Origin of the sequence: Streptomyces sp. NBC_01089, assembly GCF_045162975.1 — a bacterium.
Classification (GTDB): domain Bacteria; phylum Actinomycetota; class Actinomycetes; order Streptomycetales; family Streptomycetaceae; genus Streptomyces.
On record NZ_CP108660.1, the window covers coordinates 5530249 to 5547725 of the forward strand.

15 protein-coding genes and 1 tRNA gene are annotated in these 17477 nt (G+C 71.4%); 11 read left to right on the forward strand and 5 right to left on the reverse strand.

The genetic code is table 11. The features are described from left to right. Nucleotides 1–87 precede the first annotated feature (87 nt). The gene (locus OG510_RS24915) at nt 88–693 is read left to right on the forward strand and encodes a histidine phosphatase family protein (protein WP_406139688.1); all 606 of its coding nucleotides are present in this window, start codon (nt 88–90) and stop codon (nt 691–693) included. Nucleotides 694–738: 45 nt separating this feature from the next. On the opposite strand, the gene OG510_RS24920 is transcribed toward OG510_RS24915, so the two are convergent. Next, nucleotides 739–2139, reverse strand: coding sequence for a hypothetical protein (locus tag OG510_RS24920; protein ID WP_406139689.1), 1401 nt, complete (start codon nt 2137–2139; stop codon nt 739–741). Between the two features lie 235 nt (nt 2140–2374). On the opposite strand from OG510_RS24920, the gene OG510_RS24925 reads away from it, so the two are divergent. Continuing rightward, nucleotides 2375–2791: a hypothetical protein gene (locus tag OG510_RS24925; RefSeq protein ID WP_406142532.1), complete on the forward strand. Its 417-nt coding sequence runs from the start codon at nt 2375–2377 to the stop codon at nt 2789–2791. A 70-nt stretch (nt 2792–2861) separates the two neighbouring features. Further along, nucleotides 2862–3725: a spermidine synthase gene (locus OG510_RS24930; protein ID WP_406139690.1), complete on the forward strand. Its 864-nt coding sequence runs from the start codon at nt 2862–2864 to the stop codon at nt 3723–3725. Between the two features lie 42 nt (nt 3726–3767). Here the strand turns inward: OG510_RS24930 and OG510_RS24935 are convergent, their stop codons facing one another. After that, on the reverse strand, nt 3768–4364 hold the full coding sequence (locus tag OG510_RS24935) for a hypothetical protein (protein WP_406139691.1): 597 nt from the start codon (nt 4362–4364) through the stop codon (nt 3768–3770). An 87-nt stretch (nt 4365–4451) separates the two neighbouring features. Here OG510_RS24935 and OG510_RS24940 point away from each other — a divergent pair, with 87 nt between their 5' ends. The 8 genes from OG510_RS24940 to OG510_RS24975 all read left to right on the forward strand — a co-directional run bounded on the left by OG510_RS24940 (nt 4452) and on the right by OG510_RS24975 (nt 15172). Beyond that, nucleotides 4452–5156, forward strand: a complete 705-nt coding sequence (locus tag OG510_RS24940; protein WP_406139692.1) for a response regulator transcription factor — start codon at nt 4452–4454, stop codon at nt 5154–5156. Continuing rightward, a complete protein-coding gene (locus OG510_RS24945; RefSeq protein WP_406139693.1) occupies nt 5153–6547 on the forward strand; it encodes an ATP-binding protein in 1395 nt (464 codons plus the stop codon). Before OG510_RS24940 ends, OG510_RS24945 begins: the two co-directional genes overlap by 4 nt. Before the next feature lie 205 nt (nt 6548–6752). Beyond that, nucleotides 6753–8258 (forward strand): cellulose binding domain-containing protein, encoded by a 1506-nt coding sequence (locus tag OG510_RS24950; protein ID WP_406139694.1) that lies wholly within the window; start codon nt 6753–6755, stop codon nt 8256–8258. A gap of 676 nt (nt 8259–8934) precedes the next feature. Beyond that, nucleotides 8935–10260, forward strand: coding sequence for an ABC transporter substrate-binding protein (locus tag OG510_RS24955; RefSeq protein WP_406139696.1), 1326 nt, complete (start codon nt 8935–8937; stop codon nt 10258–10260). 101 nt (nt 10261–10361) lie between these two features. Beyond that, nucleotides 10362–11360: a carbohydrate ABC transporter permease gene (locus tag OG510_RS24960; protein WP_406139698.1), complete on the forward strand. Its 999-nt coding sequence runs from the start codon at nt 10362–10364 to the stop codon at nt 11358–11360. 15 nt (nt 11361–11375) lie between these two features. Beyond that, nucleotides 11376–12290 carry a carbohydrate ABC transporter permease gene (locus OG510_RS24965; protein WP_406139699.1) on the forward strand — a complete coding sequence of 305 codons (915 nt, stop codon included), beginning with the start codon at nt 11376–11378 and terminating at the stop codon, nt 12288–12290. Between the two features lie 149 nt (nt 12291–12439). Next, nucleotides 12440–13897 carry a GH1 family beta-glucosidase gene (locus tag OG510_RS24970; protein WP_406139700.1) on the forward strand — a complete coding sequence of 486 codons (1458 nt, stop codon included), beginning with the start codon at nt 12440–12442 and terminating at the stop codon, nt 13895–13897. A 225-nt stretch (nt 13898–14122) separates the two neighbouring features. Further along, a complete protein-coding gene (locus tag OG510_RS24975) occupies nt 14123–15172 on the forward strand; it encodes a LacI family DNA-binding transcriptional regulator (RefSeq protein WP_406139702.1) in 1050 nt (349 codons plus the stop codon). Nucleotides 15173–15278: 106 nt separating this feature from the next. Here the strand turns inward: OG510_RS24975 and OG510_RS24980 are convergent. The 3 genes from OG510_RS24980 to OG510_RS24990 all read right to left on the reverse strand — a co-directional run bounded on the left by OG510_RS24980 (nt 15279) and on the right by OG510_RS24990 (nt 17357). Continuing rightward, nucleotides 15279–15351 (reverse strand) — tRNA-His (locus OG510_RS24980). A gap of 113 nt (nt 15352–15464) precedes the next feature. Beyond that, nucleotides 15465–16067, reverse strand: a complete 603-nt coding sequence (gene orn / locus OG510_RS24985; protein WP_406139703.1) for an oligoribonuclease — start codon at nt 16065–16067, stop codon at nt 15465–15467. A 63-nt stretch (nt 16068–16130) separates the two neighbouring features. After that, nucleotides 16131–17357 carry a helix-turn-helix domain-containing protein gene (locus OG510_RS24990; RefSeq protein WP_406139704.1) on the reverse strand — a complete coding sequence of 409 codons (1227 nt, stop codon included), beginning with the start codon at nt 17355–17357 and terminating at the stop codon, nt 16131–16133. Nucleotides 17358–17477 lie beyond the last annotated feature (120 nt).

Genomic DNA, 17477 nt, shown 5'->3' on the forward strand with positions numbered 1-17477 from the left:
GGGGACGCCAGGACCGTCCCCCGGGTTGCTCCCCGACCCCGTACGCGATGATGGGAGAAGCATCACCGCACGGGAAGAGAGAGCGCCATGGCACCCCGCATGCTGCTGGTCAGGCATGGACAGACCGCATGGTCGCTGTCCGGGAAACACACCGGCAGAACGGACATCCCCCTGCTCGACGAGGGACGCGAGGGGGCCGAGCTCATCGGCGAGCGGCTGCACCGGGCGCCGTGGGGCGCGGTGCCGGACGCCCGGGTGCTCACCAGCGGACTGCTACGGGCGAGCGAGACATGCGCACTTGCCGGGTTCGCCGACCGCGCGGAGGAGTGGGACGCGCTCCTGGAGTGGGACTACGGGGCGTACGAAGGTCTCACCCCGGCCGAGATCCAGGCCATCAGGCCCGGCTGGTTCATCTGGCGCGACGGCGTTCCCGGTGGCGAGTCCGTGGCGGATGTCACCGCGCGCGCCGACGCGGCGATCGACCGGATCCGTACCGGCGGCCAGGACGTGCTGGTCTTCGCGCACGGCCACATCCTGCGGGCGCTCGCCGCGCGCTGGCTCGGCTACGACCTGACGTTCGGCGCCCGGATCCGGCTGGCCCCGGCGTCGCTCTCGGTGCTGGGCTGGGCATACGGCGCCCCCGCGGTCGAGCGGTGGAACGACACCGGGCACCTGGAGCACCTGGAGCCGTGACGCGCCGGTTCCGGCGACCGGGCACGTCCCGCCGACAGGGGTCTCTCAGACCAGCCGAGGGGTCGAGGCGTGCCGCTCCAGGAAGGCCGGCACCCCGGAGGCCGAGCGCTCGGGCAGCAGTCTGCGGGCCGTGCCCGCGAGCATCGCCTGGATCCGGGACGACTGCACCTGGTCCAGCAGGTCCAGCACCTGGTGCCCGGCCGCCGCCGCCCGGTCGGGGGCGCCCGCCCTGGCCAGATCGTCGGCGAGCTGCGCGCGGTAGAGCGCCAGATTGCGGGCGAAGTGCGGATCCTGGAGCTGCGCCGCGCGCTCGGCGTGCTGGGCCGCGCGCGGCCAGTCGCTCAGCGCCGACCAGCACTGCGCCTCCAGCATCTCCAGCTCGGCCTCCACGAAGAAGGTCATCCACTCCGGGTCGGTGTCCGATGTGCCCTGGGCGAAGAGGGACTTGGCCCGTACCAGCGCATCCGAACAGGCCGTACGGTCGCCGAGCCCGGCCCAGCCGCCCGCCTCCCGCAGGGTCAGCAGCGAGAGCAGCCGCGGCGACGCCAGCTGTTTCGCGGCCCGCTCCCCGGCCTGCGCGGCCCGTACCGCCTCACGCGGGCGCCCCGCGTCCCGCGCCAGGAACGCCGTGTTGCAGAAGGCGTGGGCCTCGAGCGCCGGATCGCCGGCGACCCGTGCGGTCGCCAGGGCCTCCGCGTAGTGGGACCGCGCGTCGTCGAAGCGGCCCGAGTCGTGCGCGAGCCACCCCACGGAGATGGCCAGTTCACCGGCGCCCGCGTGCAGCCGGCCGACCGCGGACCGGCGGGCGGTGCCCGCGTCGAGCAGCGCGTACGCGGCCTCCAGCGGCCGTGCGGCCCGCTGGTAGAGACCGGCGGCGCCATGCCGGTCGTCGAGCAGCCGGATCTGCCGTACGGCCGCTTCGACGGCGCTGACCTCCGCCTCGCCCACGCGGCGCTGCGACGGTACGGGGGCCGGGCCGAGGCCCAGTGAGACGGCGGCCATGGCGGCGGAACCGCCGGCCATGAATGCGCGACGCAGCACGTCGCTCTCCTCGTTGTTCTTGCTGGTGCAGGGGTGGCTGGTACAGGAGTGGTCGGTGCAGGGATCGTTGGTGCAGGGCCGGCTGGAAGGGGGCCGGCCGGTCGGGGGCCGGGACGGTGGCTCGGCACCGGGACAGACACCCCGGCCCCGCACCACCCCCCGGTCGGAGAACCCCAGGTCCTTCAGGGTCGAACCGGGGAACATATGCAGGAACACCCGCTCGTACGCGTAGTTGGGGCAGCGGATCTCGCCTGCCTCGACGCGCCCGATGTACCGCGCGTCGCACGAGACCTGCTCGCCGATCTCGCGGGCGGCCCGGCGGACGGCCGCCGCGAACTCACCGGGCGAGCGCTGTCCGCGCAACTCCCGGAAAGCCGGGTTGCGTACCTCCCGTGACATCGCCATGGCCGAGCCCTCTCTGGCGGACAGTGCTGCCGGCCCGGACCGCTCCGGCGCGCAAAACGTACCGTCTGTGATGAGACACACACACCCGGTATAGCTACAAAACGGATATCTCACCCGTGATTTGCCATGAACTGCCATCCTTTACGGCGGCGCTGCGCCGTAGCCCTTGACGCCCGCAGGCGTTGAACCTTGTGGAGAACGAGGAGGGGTTGCCTTGTTGGAGACCGGTATCGAGATGAGCGGTTCGAGAACAACCGCCCGGCACACACCCAGCCAGGAGTGCAGCGCACCGCCCGAGGGCGCGGCCGAACCGTGCGATCTGGTCACGGTCCCCGCACGGCAGGGGCTCGAGGCGGTGGACATCCTGCGCCGGGGGGCGGATTCGGCCGATGTGGGGCCCGTCCTGCACGACGGAGCCTGTGACACGCTCGGCTTCCTGGTGCCACCGGGCACGGCCGACGGCTGGGACCTGCCGGGCAGCGCGTGTACGCAGACCAACGGCCGCGGGCTGCGGATCCCCGATGAGCCGCCGGTCCGGGGCACCGGCTGGCTGCTGCCGCCCGAGGCGGCCCCGGTCACCGACCCGTCGGTGCTGAGGGCGGCGCTCGGTGAGGCGGCCCGTCTGATCGAGGCGGCGGACAACCGCAGGTGACGGCCGGGTCCGCCGAGCGCCTGCCGGGCGGCCGCTGAGCGCGTCCGCCGCCGGGCGCGATACTGGGGGAGTGGCGAAGAACAAGCGGCAGGGCCGTTCCGCACCGGAGTCCGTCGTCGAGCAGGTGGACGGCGGGATCGCCGAGCTCAGGCCCGACCGCGACCGCCCGCGCGCCTGGACGCTGCTGATCGACGGTGCCCCGCAGTCCCATGTGGACCTCGACGACCCCACGTACCTCGACTTCGAGTACCAGCGCAGGCTCGGCCATGTCATCGACCTCGCCGGACCGCCCAGGCAGCCGCTGCACGCCGTGCATCTGGGCGGCGGGGCGTTCACCCTGGCCCGCTATGTCGCGGCGACCCGCCCCCGCTCCACCCAGCAGATCGCCGAAGTGGACGGCCCGCTGGTCCAGCTGGTGCGCCGGGTGCTGCCGCTGGACCCGGGCGCCAGGATCCGCGTCCGCTCCACCGACGCCCGCGCCGCGCTCGCCAAGATCCCGGACGGCTGGGCGGACCTGATCGTCGCCGATGTCTTCAGCGGTGCGCGCACCCCCGCGCATCTGACCAGTACGGAATTCCTCTCCGAGGTCCGCAGGGCGCTGAAGCCGGACGGCTGGTACGCGGCGAACCTCACGGACGGCCCGCCGCTCACGTATCTGCGCGGCCAGATCGCCACGGCGGCGGAGACCTTCCCCGAACTGGCCCTGGCGGCCGAGCCGTCGGTACTGCGCGGCCGGAGGTTCGGGAACGCGGTCCTGCTGGCTTCCGCGCTCCCGCTGCCGATCGCCGAGCTGACCCGCCGGGTGGCGGGGGACGGGCACGCGGGGCGGGTGGAGCACGGCCGCGGCCTGACGGATTTCACGGGCGGGGCAAGACCGGTACGGGACGCGGACGCCGAGGCATCGCCCGCACCGCCGTCAGCGGTCTTCCGATAGCGGCGCCACCGGCCGTGCGCGGGCCGGGCGGGCGCCGGGTTCTCAGTGGTCGTCCATCTCGACCGTCGGGCTGTGGCCGTTCCAGGTGCAGAACACCGACACCGACCGCTGTCCCTGGGTGAAGGTCACCCGGATCCACTCCGGCTGCTTCCAGACCCGCATCTGCCAGCCGTCCGCCGGGGTCGCCGACACCAGCTCCGCCGATGTCGCCCCCAGGTCGAAGACGGCCCGGCCGCCCGAGGACGTATAACTCCGGACATCACCGGATGAATCGGAAGTGCCGGGTGACTTCGATGCACCGGTGCGGTCGTTCGCCGTCGACGAGTCCGAAGAATGCTGCGAGGCCGGGGCCGAAGCGGACGGTGCGGGTGGCGGGGAAGCCTGGTGCGACGGGTGGGCGGAGGAGGGCGATGACGACCCGCCCGGCGGTGAGCCGACCGCCCCGGGCGACGCGGAATCCGGTTCCTCCGGCCGCTGGGTGGCCGACGAGAGCAGCTCGGGGCTTCCGGCCACCGGAAGCGCCCGGGGCAGGTCGTAGGCCGTACCCGCCATCACCGAATGCACCCCCCACCAGGTCAGCGTCGTCGCCGCGCCGGTGGCGAGCGACCATGCCAGGGCCTGTGTCAGTCGCCGGATCATCGCGCCATACTGCACCACCCGCCCCAGAGGTGGCGCAACACGGTGAGACGTCTCCCACCCGCCCCCGGATGGCGTACGGTGCCGCCCATGGCAAGTGTGCTCGTGGTCGAGGACGACCAGTTCGTACGCTCCGCCCTCATCCGGCACCTCACCGAGGCCGCGCACACCGTGCGGAGCGTCGGCACGGCCCTGGAGGCCCTGCGCGAGGTGGCCCATTTCGGCTTTGACCTGGTCATTCTCGATCTGGGCCTGCCCGATCTCGACGGGGCGGAAGCGCTGAAGATGCTGCGCAGCATCACCGACGTACCGGTGATCATCGCCACCGCGCGGGACGACGAGACGGAAATCGTACGGCTGCTCAACGACGGCGCCGACGACTACCTCACCAAGCCCTTCTCCGTGGAGCACCTGTCGGCCCGGATGGCGGCCGTACTGCGCCGCTCCCGCAGCCGGCCGGGCGCCGAGCCGCCCCCGCAGCTCATCCGCGTCGGCGGGCTCTGCGTCGACCCGCTGCGCAGACAGGCGGAGCTGGACGGGGCGCGGCTCGATCTCACCCGGCGTGAGTTCGATCTGCTGACCTTCCTCGCCGGACGGCCCGGGGTGGTCGTACCGCGCAAGGAACTGCTCGCCGAGGTGTGGCAGCAGTCGTACGGCGACGACCAGACCATCGACGTCCATCTCTCCTGGCTGCGCCGGAAACTCGGCGAGACCGCCGCGAGCCCGCGCTATCTGCACACGCTCCGCGGTGTCGGGGTGAAGCTGGAGCCGCCCCGTCCTGAGCCGCCCCGATGAGGTGGGCGCTGGTCAAGGTGGCGCTGGCCGCCACCGCCATGGTCGTGGTGGCCTTCGCCCTGCCGCTCGGGCTCGTCATCAAGGAGATGGCCGGCGACCGGGCGTTCGCCGCCGCCGAGCGCAACGCGTCGGCCCTCGCCCCCACCCTCTCCATCACCACCGACCGCCTCGCACTGGAGAAGGCCGCCGCCTCCACCCCGGCGGGCGCCGCGGGCCGCGTCGCCATCCATGTGCCCGCATCGGGCGAGCCGGGCAGCGGGCCGACCGAGACGGGCCACCGGCGCGCTGCGGTCAGGGACATCGAGGCCGCCCGCCGCCAGGCCGTCATCACCAAGGTGCCCGGCGGCTCCGCGCTCCTCCAGCCGACCGCGCTGCCGACCGGTCGGATCGCGGTCGTCGAGGTGTACGTACCGGACGACGAGGTCTCCCACGGCGTCGGCACCGCCTGGCTGGTCCTCGCGGGCGTCGCCGTCGCGCTGGTCGTCGGCTCGGTCGCGGTCGCCGACCGGCTGGGCGTACGGATGGTGCGCCCCGCGCAGCGGCTCGCACGGGCGGCGCACGAACTGGGCGAGGGCCGGCTCTCCGTACGGGTCGCCGAGGAAGGACCCACCGAACTGCGCTCGGCCGCCGTGGCGTTCAACTCGATGGCCGACCAGGTCGTCCAACTCCTGGACAACGAACGCGAACTGGCCGCCGACCTCTCCCACCGGCTGCGCACCCCGCTCACCGTCCTGCGGCTCAACGCGGCCTCGCTGGGCGACGGTCCGGCCGCCGAGCAGACCCGCGCGGCCGTCGAGAAGCTGGAGCGGGAGGTCGACACGATCATCCGCACGGCCCGCGAACAGCGCCCGCGGACCCAGGGGCAGCAGGGCGCGTCCGGCGGCTGCGACGTCTCCGAGGTGATCCGGGAGCGGATGGCCTTCTGGTCGGCGCTGGCGGAGGACGAGGGCCGCACGGTACGCCTTGCGGGCGTGGGCCGGACCGTACGCATCCCGGTCGTACGCTCCGAACTGGCCGCCGCACTCGACGCGTTGCTCGGCAACGTCTTCCGCCACACCCCCGAGGGCACCCCCTTCGCGGTCGACGTGCACCACGCGGACGACGCCGTCATCGTCCTCGTGTCCGACGCCGGATCGGGCATCGCCGACCCGGCGGCCGCCCTGGCCCGCGGCAACAGCGGCCGGCGGACCGGCTCCACGGGGCTCGGCCTGGACATCGTGCGCCGGGTCGCCGAGTCGACCGGCGGTGACGTACGGATCGGGCGCTCGGTCCTCGGCGGCACCGAGGTCCGGCTGTGGATCGCCCTGGACGGCGGCCGTACGGGGGCGGCCCGCGGCCACCGGGTACGGGGCCGCAGACGCGGGGCGCTCAAGGGCTCGGTACCGGGCTGATCCGGGGGCGGCGGCACGCGCCCGGGAAGCCTCGAGGGAGAGCGGCGGCGCCCGTCGGCGGGCCCCCGCATTAACCGCTCCCTTTGTCTTCCTTAAGCCCACCCTAAGATCCTCGTCTTCCCTCCTGAACCGCCCAATTGTCCGGTTCGGACTCGCTAGCGTGCTGCCACACCCCCCACTTCCGTAACGCAGAGGCAGGCACGCCATGAGTACGACGACCCACCGGCGCAAGGTGAGCGGCAAGACCAAGGCGATGGGCGCGGTCGTGGCCGCGGCCGTCGCAGGGGGCGGCGCGTTCGCACTGACCGGTACCGCGCACGCCGCCGATGTGGGCGCCGCCTACACCAAGACCAGTGACTGGCAGGGCGGTTACACCGGCCAGTACGTCGTCAGCAACGACGCCGGGAAGGCGCTGACCGACTGGAAGCTGGAGTTCGACCTGCCCAAGGGCACCAAGCTCAGCTCGCTCTGGAACGCCGACTCCACGGTCGAAGGACAGCACGTCACCGTGCGGCCGTCGAAGTGGGACAAGGCCGGTATCGCCGCGGGCAAGTCCCTCACCATCGGCTTCGTCACCTCGGCGGGTGCCACCGCCGGTGACCCCACCGGCTGTGTCATCGACGGCGCCAAGTGTTCGGTCGACGACGGCGGTGCGCCCGCGCCGAGCGGCCGGCCCACCGCGCCGTCCAAGCCGTCCAGCCCGTCCAAGCCCTCGCAGCCGTCGGCCAAGCCCACGGCGGACGCGGGAGCTACCGGGAGCGCGTCGTCGAAGCCCGCTCCCACGCCGCCCGCCAAGACCACCGGCACGGGTACCTCGTCGGGCGCGGGCTTCGCCCCGTACATCGACACCTCGCTGTACCCGGCGTACAACCTGCTCGACACGGTGACCAAGGCCGGAGTGAAGGAGTTCAACCTGGCCTTCATCACCTCGGGCGGCAGCTGCGCCCCGCTCTGGGGCGGCGCCACGGGCCTCGGCGACGACAAGGTGGCCTCGCAGATCAGCGGCCTGCGGGCCAAGGGCGGTGACGTCCGGGTGTCCTTCGGCGGGGCCTCGGGCACCGAACTGGGCGCGGCCTGCACATCCGCCGACGCGCTGGCCGCCGCGTACGGCAAGGTCATCGACACCTACAAGCTCACCAAGGTCGACTTCGACATCGAGGGCGGCGCGCTGCCGGACACCGCGGCCAACACCCGCCGCGCCCAGGCCATCGCGCAGCTCCAGAAGTCCCACCCCGGGCTCGACGTCTCGTTCACGCTGCCGGTGATGCCCGAGGGGCTGACCCAGCCCGGCGTTGACCTCGTTGCCAACGCGAAGAAGAACGGCGTCGACATCTCCGCGGTCAACATCATGGCCATGGACTACGGCGCCTCGTACAGCGGTGACATGGGCGACTACGCGACCCAGGCGGCCACCGCCACCCAGGCTCAGATCAAGGGGGTGCTCGGGCTCTCGGACGCCGCAGCCTGGAAGGCCGTCGCGGTCACACCGATGATCGGCGTCAACGACGTCAACACCGAGAAGTTCACGGTGGACGACGCGAAGCAGCTGGCCGAGTTCGCCAAGGCGAAGGGCCTCGGGCGGCTCTCGATGTGGTCGGGCGCGCGGGACAAGGAGTGCCCGGGCGGCGCGAAGGACTCCGCCGACCCGACGTGCTCGTCGGTGGTCCAGGACGAGCTGGCCTTCAGCAAGGCGTTCGCGGCGAACAGCTGACGCCGCTCCCCGAACTGACGCCCCGGCCGGCTCACCCCCCCCACCCGGCCGGGGCGTTTCGCCGTGCCCGGCCGGGCCGGGACCCGCTCGGCTCCGCCGGGACCCGCCCGTACGCGCGCCCGTACCCGCCTGTACCCGCACGCCCCGCCCGTACGCCCGTACGCCCGCCCGACCCCGCCCGGCGCACCGAGCCACGTAACTCGCCCGCCCCAGGGCGAAGTTCGAAGAAAAAAGGCGGCTGCCGTCCGGAACGGCCTCCCCTTCCAAGCCCCGTTCACCTTCCGGTGTACGACCGTGATCCCGGTTCCGGTGCGCCCCCGCCAGGCCCCGCAGCCGGGCCTTTCGCGTTCACCACCCCGCTGAACTGCGGGAATGTGCCCCAACCTGGCGTCGGATGGGGCCGCGTCCGACGCTGGCAAGAGCCGTGCCGGACACGTTCTCGTGACGTGCGGGACACGCTCGGGCAACGGAAGCGTCTTCAACTCTTGACACCCACCCCTCCGAGGCAGCAACCTTCCGGCATCGGCGCATGGGAGCGCTCCCACATCGCACGGGTCCTTCCCGTACGGACAGAACAGCCCGTGTCTCCCCCCTTGCACTTCCCGGCACCCGTGCTCACCAGCGCGTATGCCGCGCAGTAAGAACCCGGTCCCACCCTGGAACAAGGAGTAGTGGAATGCGCATCACCCGCACCGTCGGCGGTCGCCGCCGCAGAGCCGCGGTCATCGCCACCACGGGCCTGACGGCCACCGCCCTGTTGCTGGCCGGCTGCAGCAGCGACTCGTCGGACTCGGGCAAGAGCACCGACGCGAACGGGAACATCACCCTGACCGTCGCGGACTACGGGCAGTTCGGCTACAAGGAGGCCGGGCTCTTCGCCCAGTACCACAAGCTGCACCCGAACATCACGGTCAAGGAAGACGTCACCGCTGATGAGAAGGTCTACTACCCCAAGATGCTCCAGGAGCTGAACGCGGGCAGCGGGCTGGCCGATGTGCAGGGCGTCGAAGTCGGCCGGATCAAGGAGGTCGTCGACACCAAGGCGAACGACTTCGCCGACCTCAGCAAGGTGATCAACGTCGGTGACTGGGTGCCGTGGAAGGAGAAGCAGGCCACCACGTCCGACGGCGCGGTGATCGGCGCGGGCACGGACATCGGCCCGATGTCGCTCTGCTACAACACCGAACTGTTCAAGAAGGCCGGGCTGCCGACCGACCGCGCCGCGGTCGCCAAGAAGGTCGCGGGCGGCTGGGACGCCTACCTCCAGCTCGGCGAGCAGTACAAGAAGAACGCCCCCGCCGGCACGTACTTCATGGACTCCGCGAGCGCGATGTTCAACGCCGTGGTGAGCTCCAACGCGCAGCAGTACTACGACGCGAGCGGCAAGGCGATCTACAAGGACAGCCCCAGCGTCAAGAAGGGCTGGAACCTGGCCGCCGAGGCCGCGTCGAAGAAGCTCACGCAGGGCCTCGCCCAGTTCAACGACCCGTGGGTGGCCGCGCTGCGCAAGGGCACCATCGCCACGGTGGCCTGCCCCGCGTGGATGGCGGGCCAGATCTCGACCAACGCCGGTGCGGGCAACAAGGGCAAGTGGGACATCACCACGGCTCCCGGCGCCACGGCCGCCAACTGGGGCGGCTCGTTCCTCGCCGTACCCAAGAAGGGCAGCCATGTCGCCGAGGCCGGCGCCCTCGTCAAGTGGCTGACCGCCCCCGCCCAGCAGGCCGCCGTGTTCAAGGCGATCGGTGTCTTCCCGTCCAACAAGGGCGCGTACGACCTGCCCGAGGTGAAGAACGCCAAGCTGCCGTACTTCAACAACGCCCCGATCGGCCAGATCTACGCCGACGAGGCCAAGACCATCCCTGAGGCCGTGATCGGCGAGAAGGACGGCGTCATCAAGGACACCATCTCGACGCAGATCAACAACATGGAGCAGCGGGGCACCAGCCCGGACGACGCCTGGTCCGCCGCCACCAAGGCGATCGACAAGGCGATCGGCTGACCTCCGCCGGGCGGGCGGCCGGTGTGGCCGCCCGCCCGGTCTCCCGCCGTCAGGGCCGGCCCGCACCCGGGACCGGCGTCCCTCAGGAAGGACTCCCGACTGTGTCCACCTCGGCACCCGCCCGGGATGCTTACACCCCGCCCCCCTCCGGTTCCCCGCAGACCTCGGCGGCCGCCCGCCGGCAGAAGTGGCGCAGCAGGCTGTGGAGGTTCGACGACAAAGCGTCGCCGTACGCCTACATAGCCCCGTTCTTCCTGGTCTTCGGCGCCTTCGGGCTCTATCCGCTGATCTACACCGGCTGGATCGCCCTGCACCGGGTGGAGATGACCGGGCTCGACCAGATGCAGTGGGTCGGCTGGGCCAACTTCGACCGGATCCTGCACGACGCCGAGTTCTGGACAGCGGTCGGCAACACCTTCCTGATCGGGGTGATGTCGACGGTCCCGCAGCTGCTCGTCGCGCTGGGCCTGGCCCATCTGCTCAACTACAAACTGCGGGCCAGCACCTTCTTCCGTACCATCATCCTGACCCCGTACGCCACATCGGTGGCGTCGGCCGCGCTCGTCTTCGCCCTGGTCTTCCGCGCCGACGGCGGACTGCTGAACTGGCTGCTGCACTTCATCGGCCTCGGCCACACCAACTGGACCAACGGGCACTGGACTTCGAAGATCGCCATCTCGGTCATCGTCATCTGGCGGTGGACCGGATACAACACCCTGATCTATCTGGCCGCGATGCAGGCGGTGCCCACCGATCTGTACGAGGCGGCCTCGATCGACGGAGCCTCGCGCTGGCAGCAGTTCCGCAAGGTGACCATCCCCTCGCTGCGGCCGACGATCCTCTTCACGATCGTCATCTCGACCATCGGCTCCATGCAGCTGTTCGGTGAGCCGCTGCTGCTGGAGGGCGGCACTCTCGGCGCGACCGGGGGCAATGAGAATCAGTACGAGACGCTCAGCGTCTACCTCTACAACTACGGCTGGAATCTGGGGCATCTCGGTCCGGCCGCCGCGGTGGCCTGGGCGATGCTCGCCCTGTTGCTGATCATCGCCGCGATCAACTGGCTCATCGGCCGCCTCGTCCGCAAGTCCGCGGCCTGACCGGGAGCGAAACCCATGACCATGACCAGCCCCACCCACGCGCCCGGCCTCACCACCCGGCCGGCCGCCGCCCCACCCGCGCCCCGCCGTCGTTTCAGGCCCGGCGCCGGCCAGCAGCTGAAGGGCGGCCCCTTCGCCTATATCGCGCTGATCGCCGTCGGTATCGGCTCGATCCTGCCGCTGTACTGGACCCTCGTCGCCGCGTCCCACACCCAGGACGAAGTGCTCGCCAGCACACCGCCGTTCCTGCCCGGCGGGCGGCTCATCCACAACCTCGACGCCGCCTGGAACCAGGCCCACCTGGGCAAGGCGATCGTCAACTCCGTCATCGTCTCCGGCTGCATCACGGCGGCGACGCTCTTCTTCTGCACACTGGCCGGATACGCCTTCGCCAAGATGCGGTTCCGGGGCCGCGGCGGGCTGATGACCGCGGTCATCGCGACCCTGACCATCCCCCCGCAGCTCAGCGTCGTCCCGCTCTTCATGATGATGTCCAAGATCGGCTGGGGCGGGAACCTGGAGTCGGTGATCTTCCCGACCCTGGTGAGCGCCTTCGGCGTCTTCTTCATGCGGCAGTACCTGACGGAAGCGCTGCCGTACGAACTGATCGAGGCGGCCAAGCTCGACGGCGCCAACAACCTCCGCATCGTGCGCAGCGTGGTCCTCCCGGCGGCCCGCCCCGCGATGATGGTGCTCGGGATGCTCACCTTCGTCCAGGCGTGGAACGACTTCTTCTGGCCCTATCTGGCCCTCAACCAGCAGAACCCGACGCTGCAGGTGGCCCTCGGCCAGCTGAGCGCCTCCTACACGCCCGACCAGAGCATCGTGATGGCGGGCGCGTTGATCAGCACGCTGCCGCTGCTCGTGGTGTTCGTGGTCTTCGGCAAGCGGATTGTCGGAGGCATCATGTCGGGCGCCGTCAAGGGGTGAACCACAGCACCCCCTTCCGGTACGTCCGTACGGCCGGTGCCTGACCACGGGCCGTACGGACCCCGGACGTCCCGCCGTACTCCCCTCAGGACCCAAGCCCTGCCCGATCCCATCTGCCCCTGTCCGCCCACCCCTGGGAGCGCTCCCGCATGACTGCCGTACGACCCGAGACCACCACCCGTGAGCAGGCGCCCGAGACGACGGACTTCCCCCTGGGCTTCGTCTGGGGGGCGGCCACCGCCGCCTACCAGGTGGAGGGAGCCGCCGCCAGCGACGGCCGCACCCCGTCCATCTGGGACACCTTCAGCCACACCCCGGGCAAGGTCCGCAACGGTGACACCGGTGACATCGCCGCCGACCACTACCACCGCTACCGCGACGACGTGGCGCTGATGAAGCAGCTGGGCCTCAAGGCGTACCGCTTCTCCGTCTCCTGGTCGCGGGTGCAGCCCACCGGCCGCGGCCCGGCCGTGGAGCGCGGTCTGGACTTCTACCGCAGACTCGCCGACGAACTGCTCGAAGCGGGCATCACCCCGGTCGCCACGCTCTACCACTGGGACCTGCCCCAGGAGTTGGAGGACGCGGGCGGCTGGCCGCACCGGACGACCGCCGACCGCTTCACCGACTACGCGGCGATCATGGCCGACGCGCTCGGCGACCGCGTCGGCATGTGGACCACGCTCAACGAGCCGTGGTGCTCCGCCTTCCTCGGCTACGGCTCCGGGGTGCACGCCCCGGGCCGCACCGAGCCGGCCGCGACCCTGCGGGCGGCCCACCATCTCAACCTCGCCCATGGCCGGGCGACCGAGGTTCTGCGCGGTCAACTCCCCGCCACCGCGCAGATCTCGGTCACCCTCAATCTCCACCAGGTCCGCCCGCTGACCGGCAGCGCGGCCGACGCGGACGCCGCACGCCGTATCGACGCGGTCGGCAACCGGATCTTCACCGGCCCGATCCTGGACGGCGGCTACCCCGAGGACCTGCTCGCCGACACCGCGCATCTGGTGGACTGGTCGGAGCTGGTCAAGGACGGCGACCAGGCCACCATCGCGGCCCCCATCGACGTACTGGGCGTCAACTACTACACACCGACGCTGGTTTCGACACCGGAGACCGGCACCGGCGACACCCGCGACGACGGCCACGGCAGCAGCGACCACTCGCCCTGGACCGGCTCCGAGCATGTGGCCTTCCACCTCGCCGAGGGCAAGAAGCGCACCGCGATGAACTGGTCGATCGACCCCGACGGGCTGTACAGCCTGCTGACGGACGTCAGCAGGGCCCACCCGGGCCTGCCGCTGATGGTCACCGAGAACGGCGCCGCCTTCGACGACTACGTTTCGCCCGAGGGCCAGGTCGCCGACCCCGAGCGGATCGACTATCTGCACGGCCATCTCGACGCCGTACGGCGGGCGGTGGCCGACGGCGCCGATGTGCGCGGCTACTTCCTCTGGTCCCTGATGGACAACTTCGAGTGGGGATACGGGTACTCCAAGCGGTTCGGCGCGGTCTACGTCGACTACGCCTCCCAGCGCAGGATCCCGAAGTCGAGCGCCCACTGGTACGCCGACGTGATCAGCCGCCACGCGCTGCCCCCGGCGGACTGACCGCGCCCGGCCCCGAACGGACGGACGGGACCCGGCGCTGTGCCAGGTCCCGTCCGGCCCGCGGTCCGTTTCCCGGCGGGCCGCACCGCCCCGTACAGTGGGAGCGCTCCCATCGGTGGCGCGCGGTACGGGACGGACCAGCCCCCGAGCGTGTCGTGGAGCCGGTGACCGGACTTGGTCCGGTTATCCGACTTGTGAGAAATTGACCGCGAACGGGAGGCAGCCATGGCGGCAGCGCGAGTACGGAGCGGCGGGCGGCCCACGCTCGAAGAGGTCGCGGCACGGGCCGGGGTCGGCCGCGGCACGGCCTCCCGGGTCATCAACGGCTCGCCCCGGGTCAGCGACCGTACGCGCGAGGCCGTCGAGGCCGCGGTGGCGGAGCTGGGGTACGTGCCCAACCGGGCGGCCCGCGCGCTCGCCGGGAACCGTACGGACGCCATCGCGCTCGTCGTGCCCGAGCCCGAGACCCGCTTCTTCGCCGAGCCGTACTTCTCGGACATCGTCCGGGGTGTCGGCGCCGCGCTCGCCGACACCGAGATGCAGCTGCTGCTCACACTCGTCGGCAGCGACCGCGAGCGCGACCGGCTCGCCCAGTATCTGGCCGCGCACCGGGTGGACGGGGTGCTGCTCGTCTCCGTGCACGCCGACGACCCGCTGCCCGACCTCCTCCAGCAGCTGGAGATCCCGGCGGTGGTGAGCGGCCGGCGCTCCTTCCGGGAGACGCTGCCCTCGGTCGACTCGGACAACTACCAGGGGGCGCGCAGCGCCGTCGGGCATCTGATCGCGCGGGGGCGGCGCAGGATCGCGACGATCACCGGGCCGTTCGACATCTACGCCGCGCAGTGCCGCCTCGACGGGTACCGCAAGGCCGTCGCAGCGGCGGGCGCCGACGGCGACGAGGCGCTCGTCGCCCCGGCCGACTTCTCCGAGGAGAGCGGCCGCCGGGCGATGGAGCTGCTGCTCGACCGCCGCCCCGACCTGGACGCGGTGTTCGCCGCCTCCGACGTGATGGCGGCCGGTGCCCGCCAGGTGCTGCGCGAGCGCGGTCTGCGGGTGCCGGACGACGTGGCCCTGGTGGGCTTCGACGACTCGGTGATCGCCCGTCATATGGACCCGCCGCTGACGAGCGTGCGGCAGCCGATCGAGGAGATGGGCCGCACCATGGCCCGGCTGCTGCTGGCGGAGATCGCGGCACACCGCTCGCCTGGGGCCCCTGGCGTCGAGCGGGCCCAGCTGGTGCTCCCGACGGATCTGGTGCCCCGGCTCAGCTCGTAGGACTTCCGTCCGGACCCGTCCAGACCTGGCCGGTCACCCGGTGCCGGCTGTTGTGCGTACGAAAAAGGGCCGACCCGCGACAGCAGGTCGGCCCTTGATCATCAAGGGTGAGTAACGGGACTCGAACCCGCGACATCCTGGACCACAACCAGGTGCTCTACCATCTGAGCTATACCCACCATGACCGTGTCGTTTCCGACCGGCCGAGAAAAAGTGTACAGGGTCCGGGAGGGTGCTCGCTCCCGCCTTTCCGGCAGGTCGCCGCCCGTCCTCACGGAGCGTCCGAACGTTCCTAGTCCGCGGAAAGCACGTGCTTGGCCGCGATCTTCTTCGCGGTGTCCGAGTCCGGCCCCGGCTGCGGCACGAAGACGGCCTCCCGGTAGTAGCGCAGCTCGGCGATCGACTCGCGGATGTCCGCCAGCGCCCGGTGGTTGCCCTTCTTCTCCGGGCTGTTGAAGTAGGCCCGCGGATACCAGCGGCGGGACAGCTCCTTGATCGAGGAGACATCCACGATCCGGTAGTGGAGATAGCCCTCCAGGTCCTTCATGTCGCGCAGCAGGAAGCCACGGTCGGTACCGACCGAATTCCCGCAGAGCGGTGCCTTGCCCGGCTCCTTCACATGCTCGCGTACATACGCCAGCACCTGCTGCTCGGCGTCGGCCAGCGTGGTGCCGCCGTCCAGTTCGTCGAGCAGGCCGGATGAGGTGTGCATCTTCCGCACCACGTCGGGCATGGTCTCCAGTGCCTCGGCGGGCGGGCGGATCACGATGTCCACCCCTTCGCCGAGCACGTTCAGCTCCGAGTCGGTGACCAGTGCGGCCACCTCAATGAGTGCGTCGTCCGTCAACGAGAGCCCGGTCATCTCGCAGTCGATCCACACCATGCGATCGTTCATACGCCCCACCTTAAGGGGCTGAGCCGCAAGGCCCAGCCCCTCGTGGGTACTGCTGCGTCCTGCTTACGTCGCGCTGCGCTGCCCCGGGACCACGGGGCGGCCCGGTGCGTAGGTGTCCGAGCCCGGTTTGCCCGGCTCGGGCAGCGCGGGAGACCCCTGCTGCGGCGCCGGGGGCTGGGTGCCGCCCGGTGCCGGTGCCGCCGCCGGTGTGCGGCGGGACTGCGGTACGCCGTCGGCCGCCGGAGCCACCGGGACCGGCTCGGGCCCCTGTGGCCTGCGGGCCCGGTAGGCGGTCCGGTACGCGGCGGGCGACGAGCCCAGCTGGCGCCGGAAGTGACCGCGCAGCGCGACCGGTGAACGGAAGCCGCAGCGGCCCGCCACCTCGTCCACCGAGTAGTCCGATGTCTCCAGGAGGCGCTGCGCCTGGAGCACCCGCTGGGTGATCAGCCACTGCAGCGGCGCACTGCCGGTCAGCGAGCGGAACCTGCGGTCGAACGTCCGGCGGCTCATGTACGCGCGAGCGGCCAGCGTCTCCACGTCGAACTGCTCGTGGAGGTGCTCCAGCGCCCAGGCGACGACCTCCGCCAGGGGGTCGGAGCCGATTTCCTCCGGTAAAGACCTGTCGAGGTAGCGCTCCTGGCCGCCGCTCCTGCGCGGGGGGACCACCAGCCGCCTGGCGAGCGCGCCCGCCGCGTCAGCGCCGTGGTCCGTCCGCACGATGTGCAGGCACAGATCGATGCCCGCCGCGGTCCCGGCCGAGGTCAGGACGTCGCCGTCGTCGACGAAGAGCTCACGCGGGTCCACATGGACCGACGGATAGCGCTTCGCCAGCGTCGGCGCGTACATCCAGTGCGTGGTCGCGGGCCTGCCGTCCAGGAGCCCGGCGGCGGCCAGCACGAACGCCCCGGTGCACAGGCCGACGATGCGCGCGCCCTCCTCATGGGCACGGCGCAGCGCGTCCAGCGCCTCGGGCGGCGGCGGCGACGTGATCGACCGCCAGGCCGGGACGACGACGGTGCCGGCCCTGCTGATGGCCTCCAGGCCGTACGGCGCGGTGAGTTCCAGCCCGCCCGTGGTGCGCAGTGGGCCTTCCTCGCCCGCGCTCACCAGCAGCCGGTAGCGGGGCACCCCGGCGTCCTGCCGGTCGATGCCGAAGACGGAGAGCGGAATCGAGCTCTCGAATATGGGCCCGCCGCTGAAGAGCAGTACCGAGACGATCTCCTTGCGGCGGCGCCCGGAGAGCTTTCTTGCGGTCTCCGCCACGGCGGTGGAGTCCTGGCCCTGACTCATGGTGCTAAGCCCCCCTCGGTGCTCATGGCTCCCTGATCCTGTCGGGACTGTCGCTCCTGCAAACTGCTTTTAATCGTCACAGCCCCTCGGTCCAGCACGAGATCCCCCGCCTCTTACCCA

Excerpts from the sequence above, each read along its gene's own strand:
- OG510_RS24925 (WP_406142532.1), top strand. The coding sequence starts at position 2,375 with ATGAGCGGTTCGAGAACAACCGCCCGGCACACACCCAGCCAGGAGTGC.
- OG510_RS24945 (WP_406139693.1), top strand. The coding sequence starts at position 5,153 with ATGAGGTGGGCGCTGGTCAAGGTGGCGCTGGCCGCCACCGCCATGGTC.
- OG510_RS24970 (WP_406139700.1), top strand. The coding sequence starts at position 12,440 with ATGACTGCCGTACGACCCGAGACCACCACCCGTGAGCAGGCGCCCGAG.
- orn (WP_406139703.1), bottom strand. The coding sequence starts at position 16,067 with ATGAACGATCGCATGGTGTGGATCGACTGCGAGATGACCGGGCTCTCG.
- OG510_RS24935 (WP_406139691.1), bottom strand. The coding sequence starts at position 4,364 with ATGATCCGGCGACTGACACAGGCCCTGGCATGGTCGCTCGCCACCGGC.
- OG510_RS24975 (WP_406139702.1), top strand. The coding sequence starts at position 14,123 with ATGGCGGCAGCGCGAGTACGGAGCGGCGGGCGGCCCACGCTCGAAGAG.
- OG510_RS24940 (WP_406139692.1), top strand. The coding sequence starts at position 4,452 with ATGGCAAGTGTGCTCGTGGTCGAGGACGACCAGTTCGTACGCTCCGCC.
- OG510_RS24955 (WP_406139696.1), top strand. The coding sequence starts at position 8,935 with ATGCGCATCACCCGCACCGTCGGCGGTCGCCGCCGCAGAGCCGCGGTC.
- OG510_RS24920 (WP_406139689.1), bottom strand. The coding sequence starts at position 2,139 with ATGGCGATGTCACGGGAGGTACGCAACCCGGCTTTCCGGGAGTTGCGC.
- OG510_RS24915 (WP_406139688.1), top strand. The coding sequence starts at position 88 with ATGGCACCCCGCATGCTGCTGGTCAGGCATGGACAGACCGCATGGTCG.
- OG510_RS24965 (WP_406139699.1), top strand. The coding sequence starts at position 11,376 with ATGACCATGACCAGCCCCACCCACGCGCCCGGCCTCACCACCCGGCCG.
- OG510_RS24990 (WP_406139704.1), bottom strand. The coding sequence starts at position 17,357 with ATGAGTCAGGGCCAGGACTCCACCGCCGTGGCGGAGACCGCAAGAAAG.
- OG510_RS24950 (WP_406139694.1), top strand. The coding sequence starts at position 6,753 with ATGAGTACGACGACCCACCGGCGCAAGGTGAGCGGCAAGACCAAGGCG.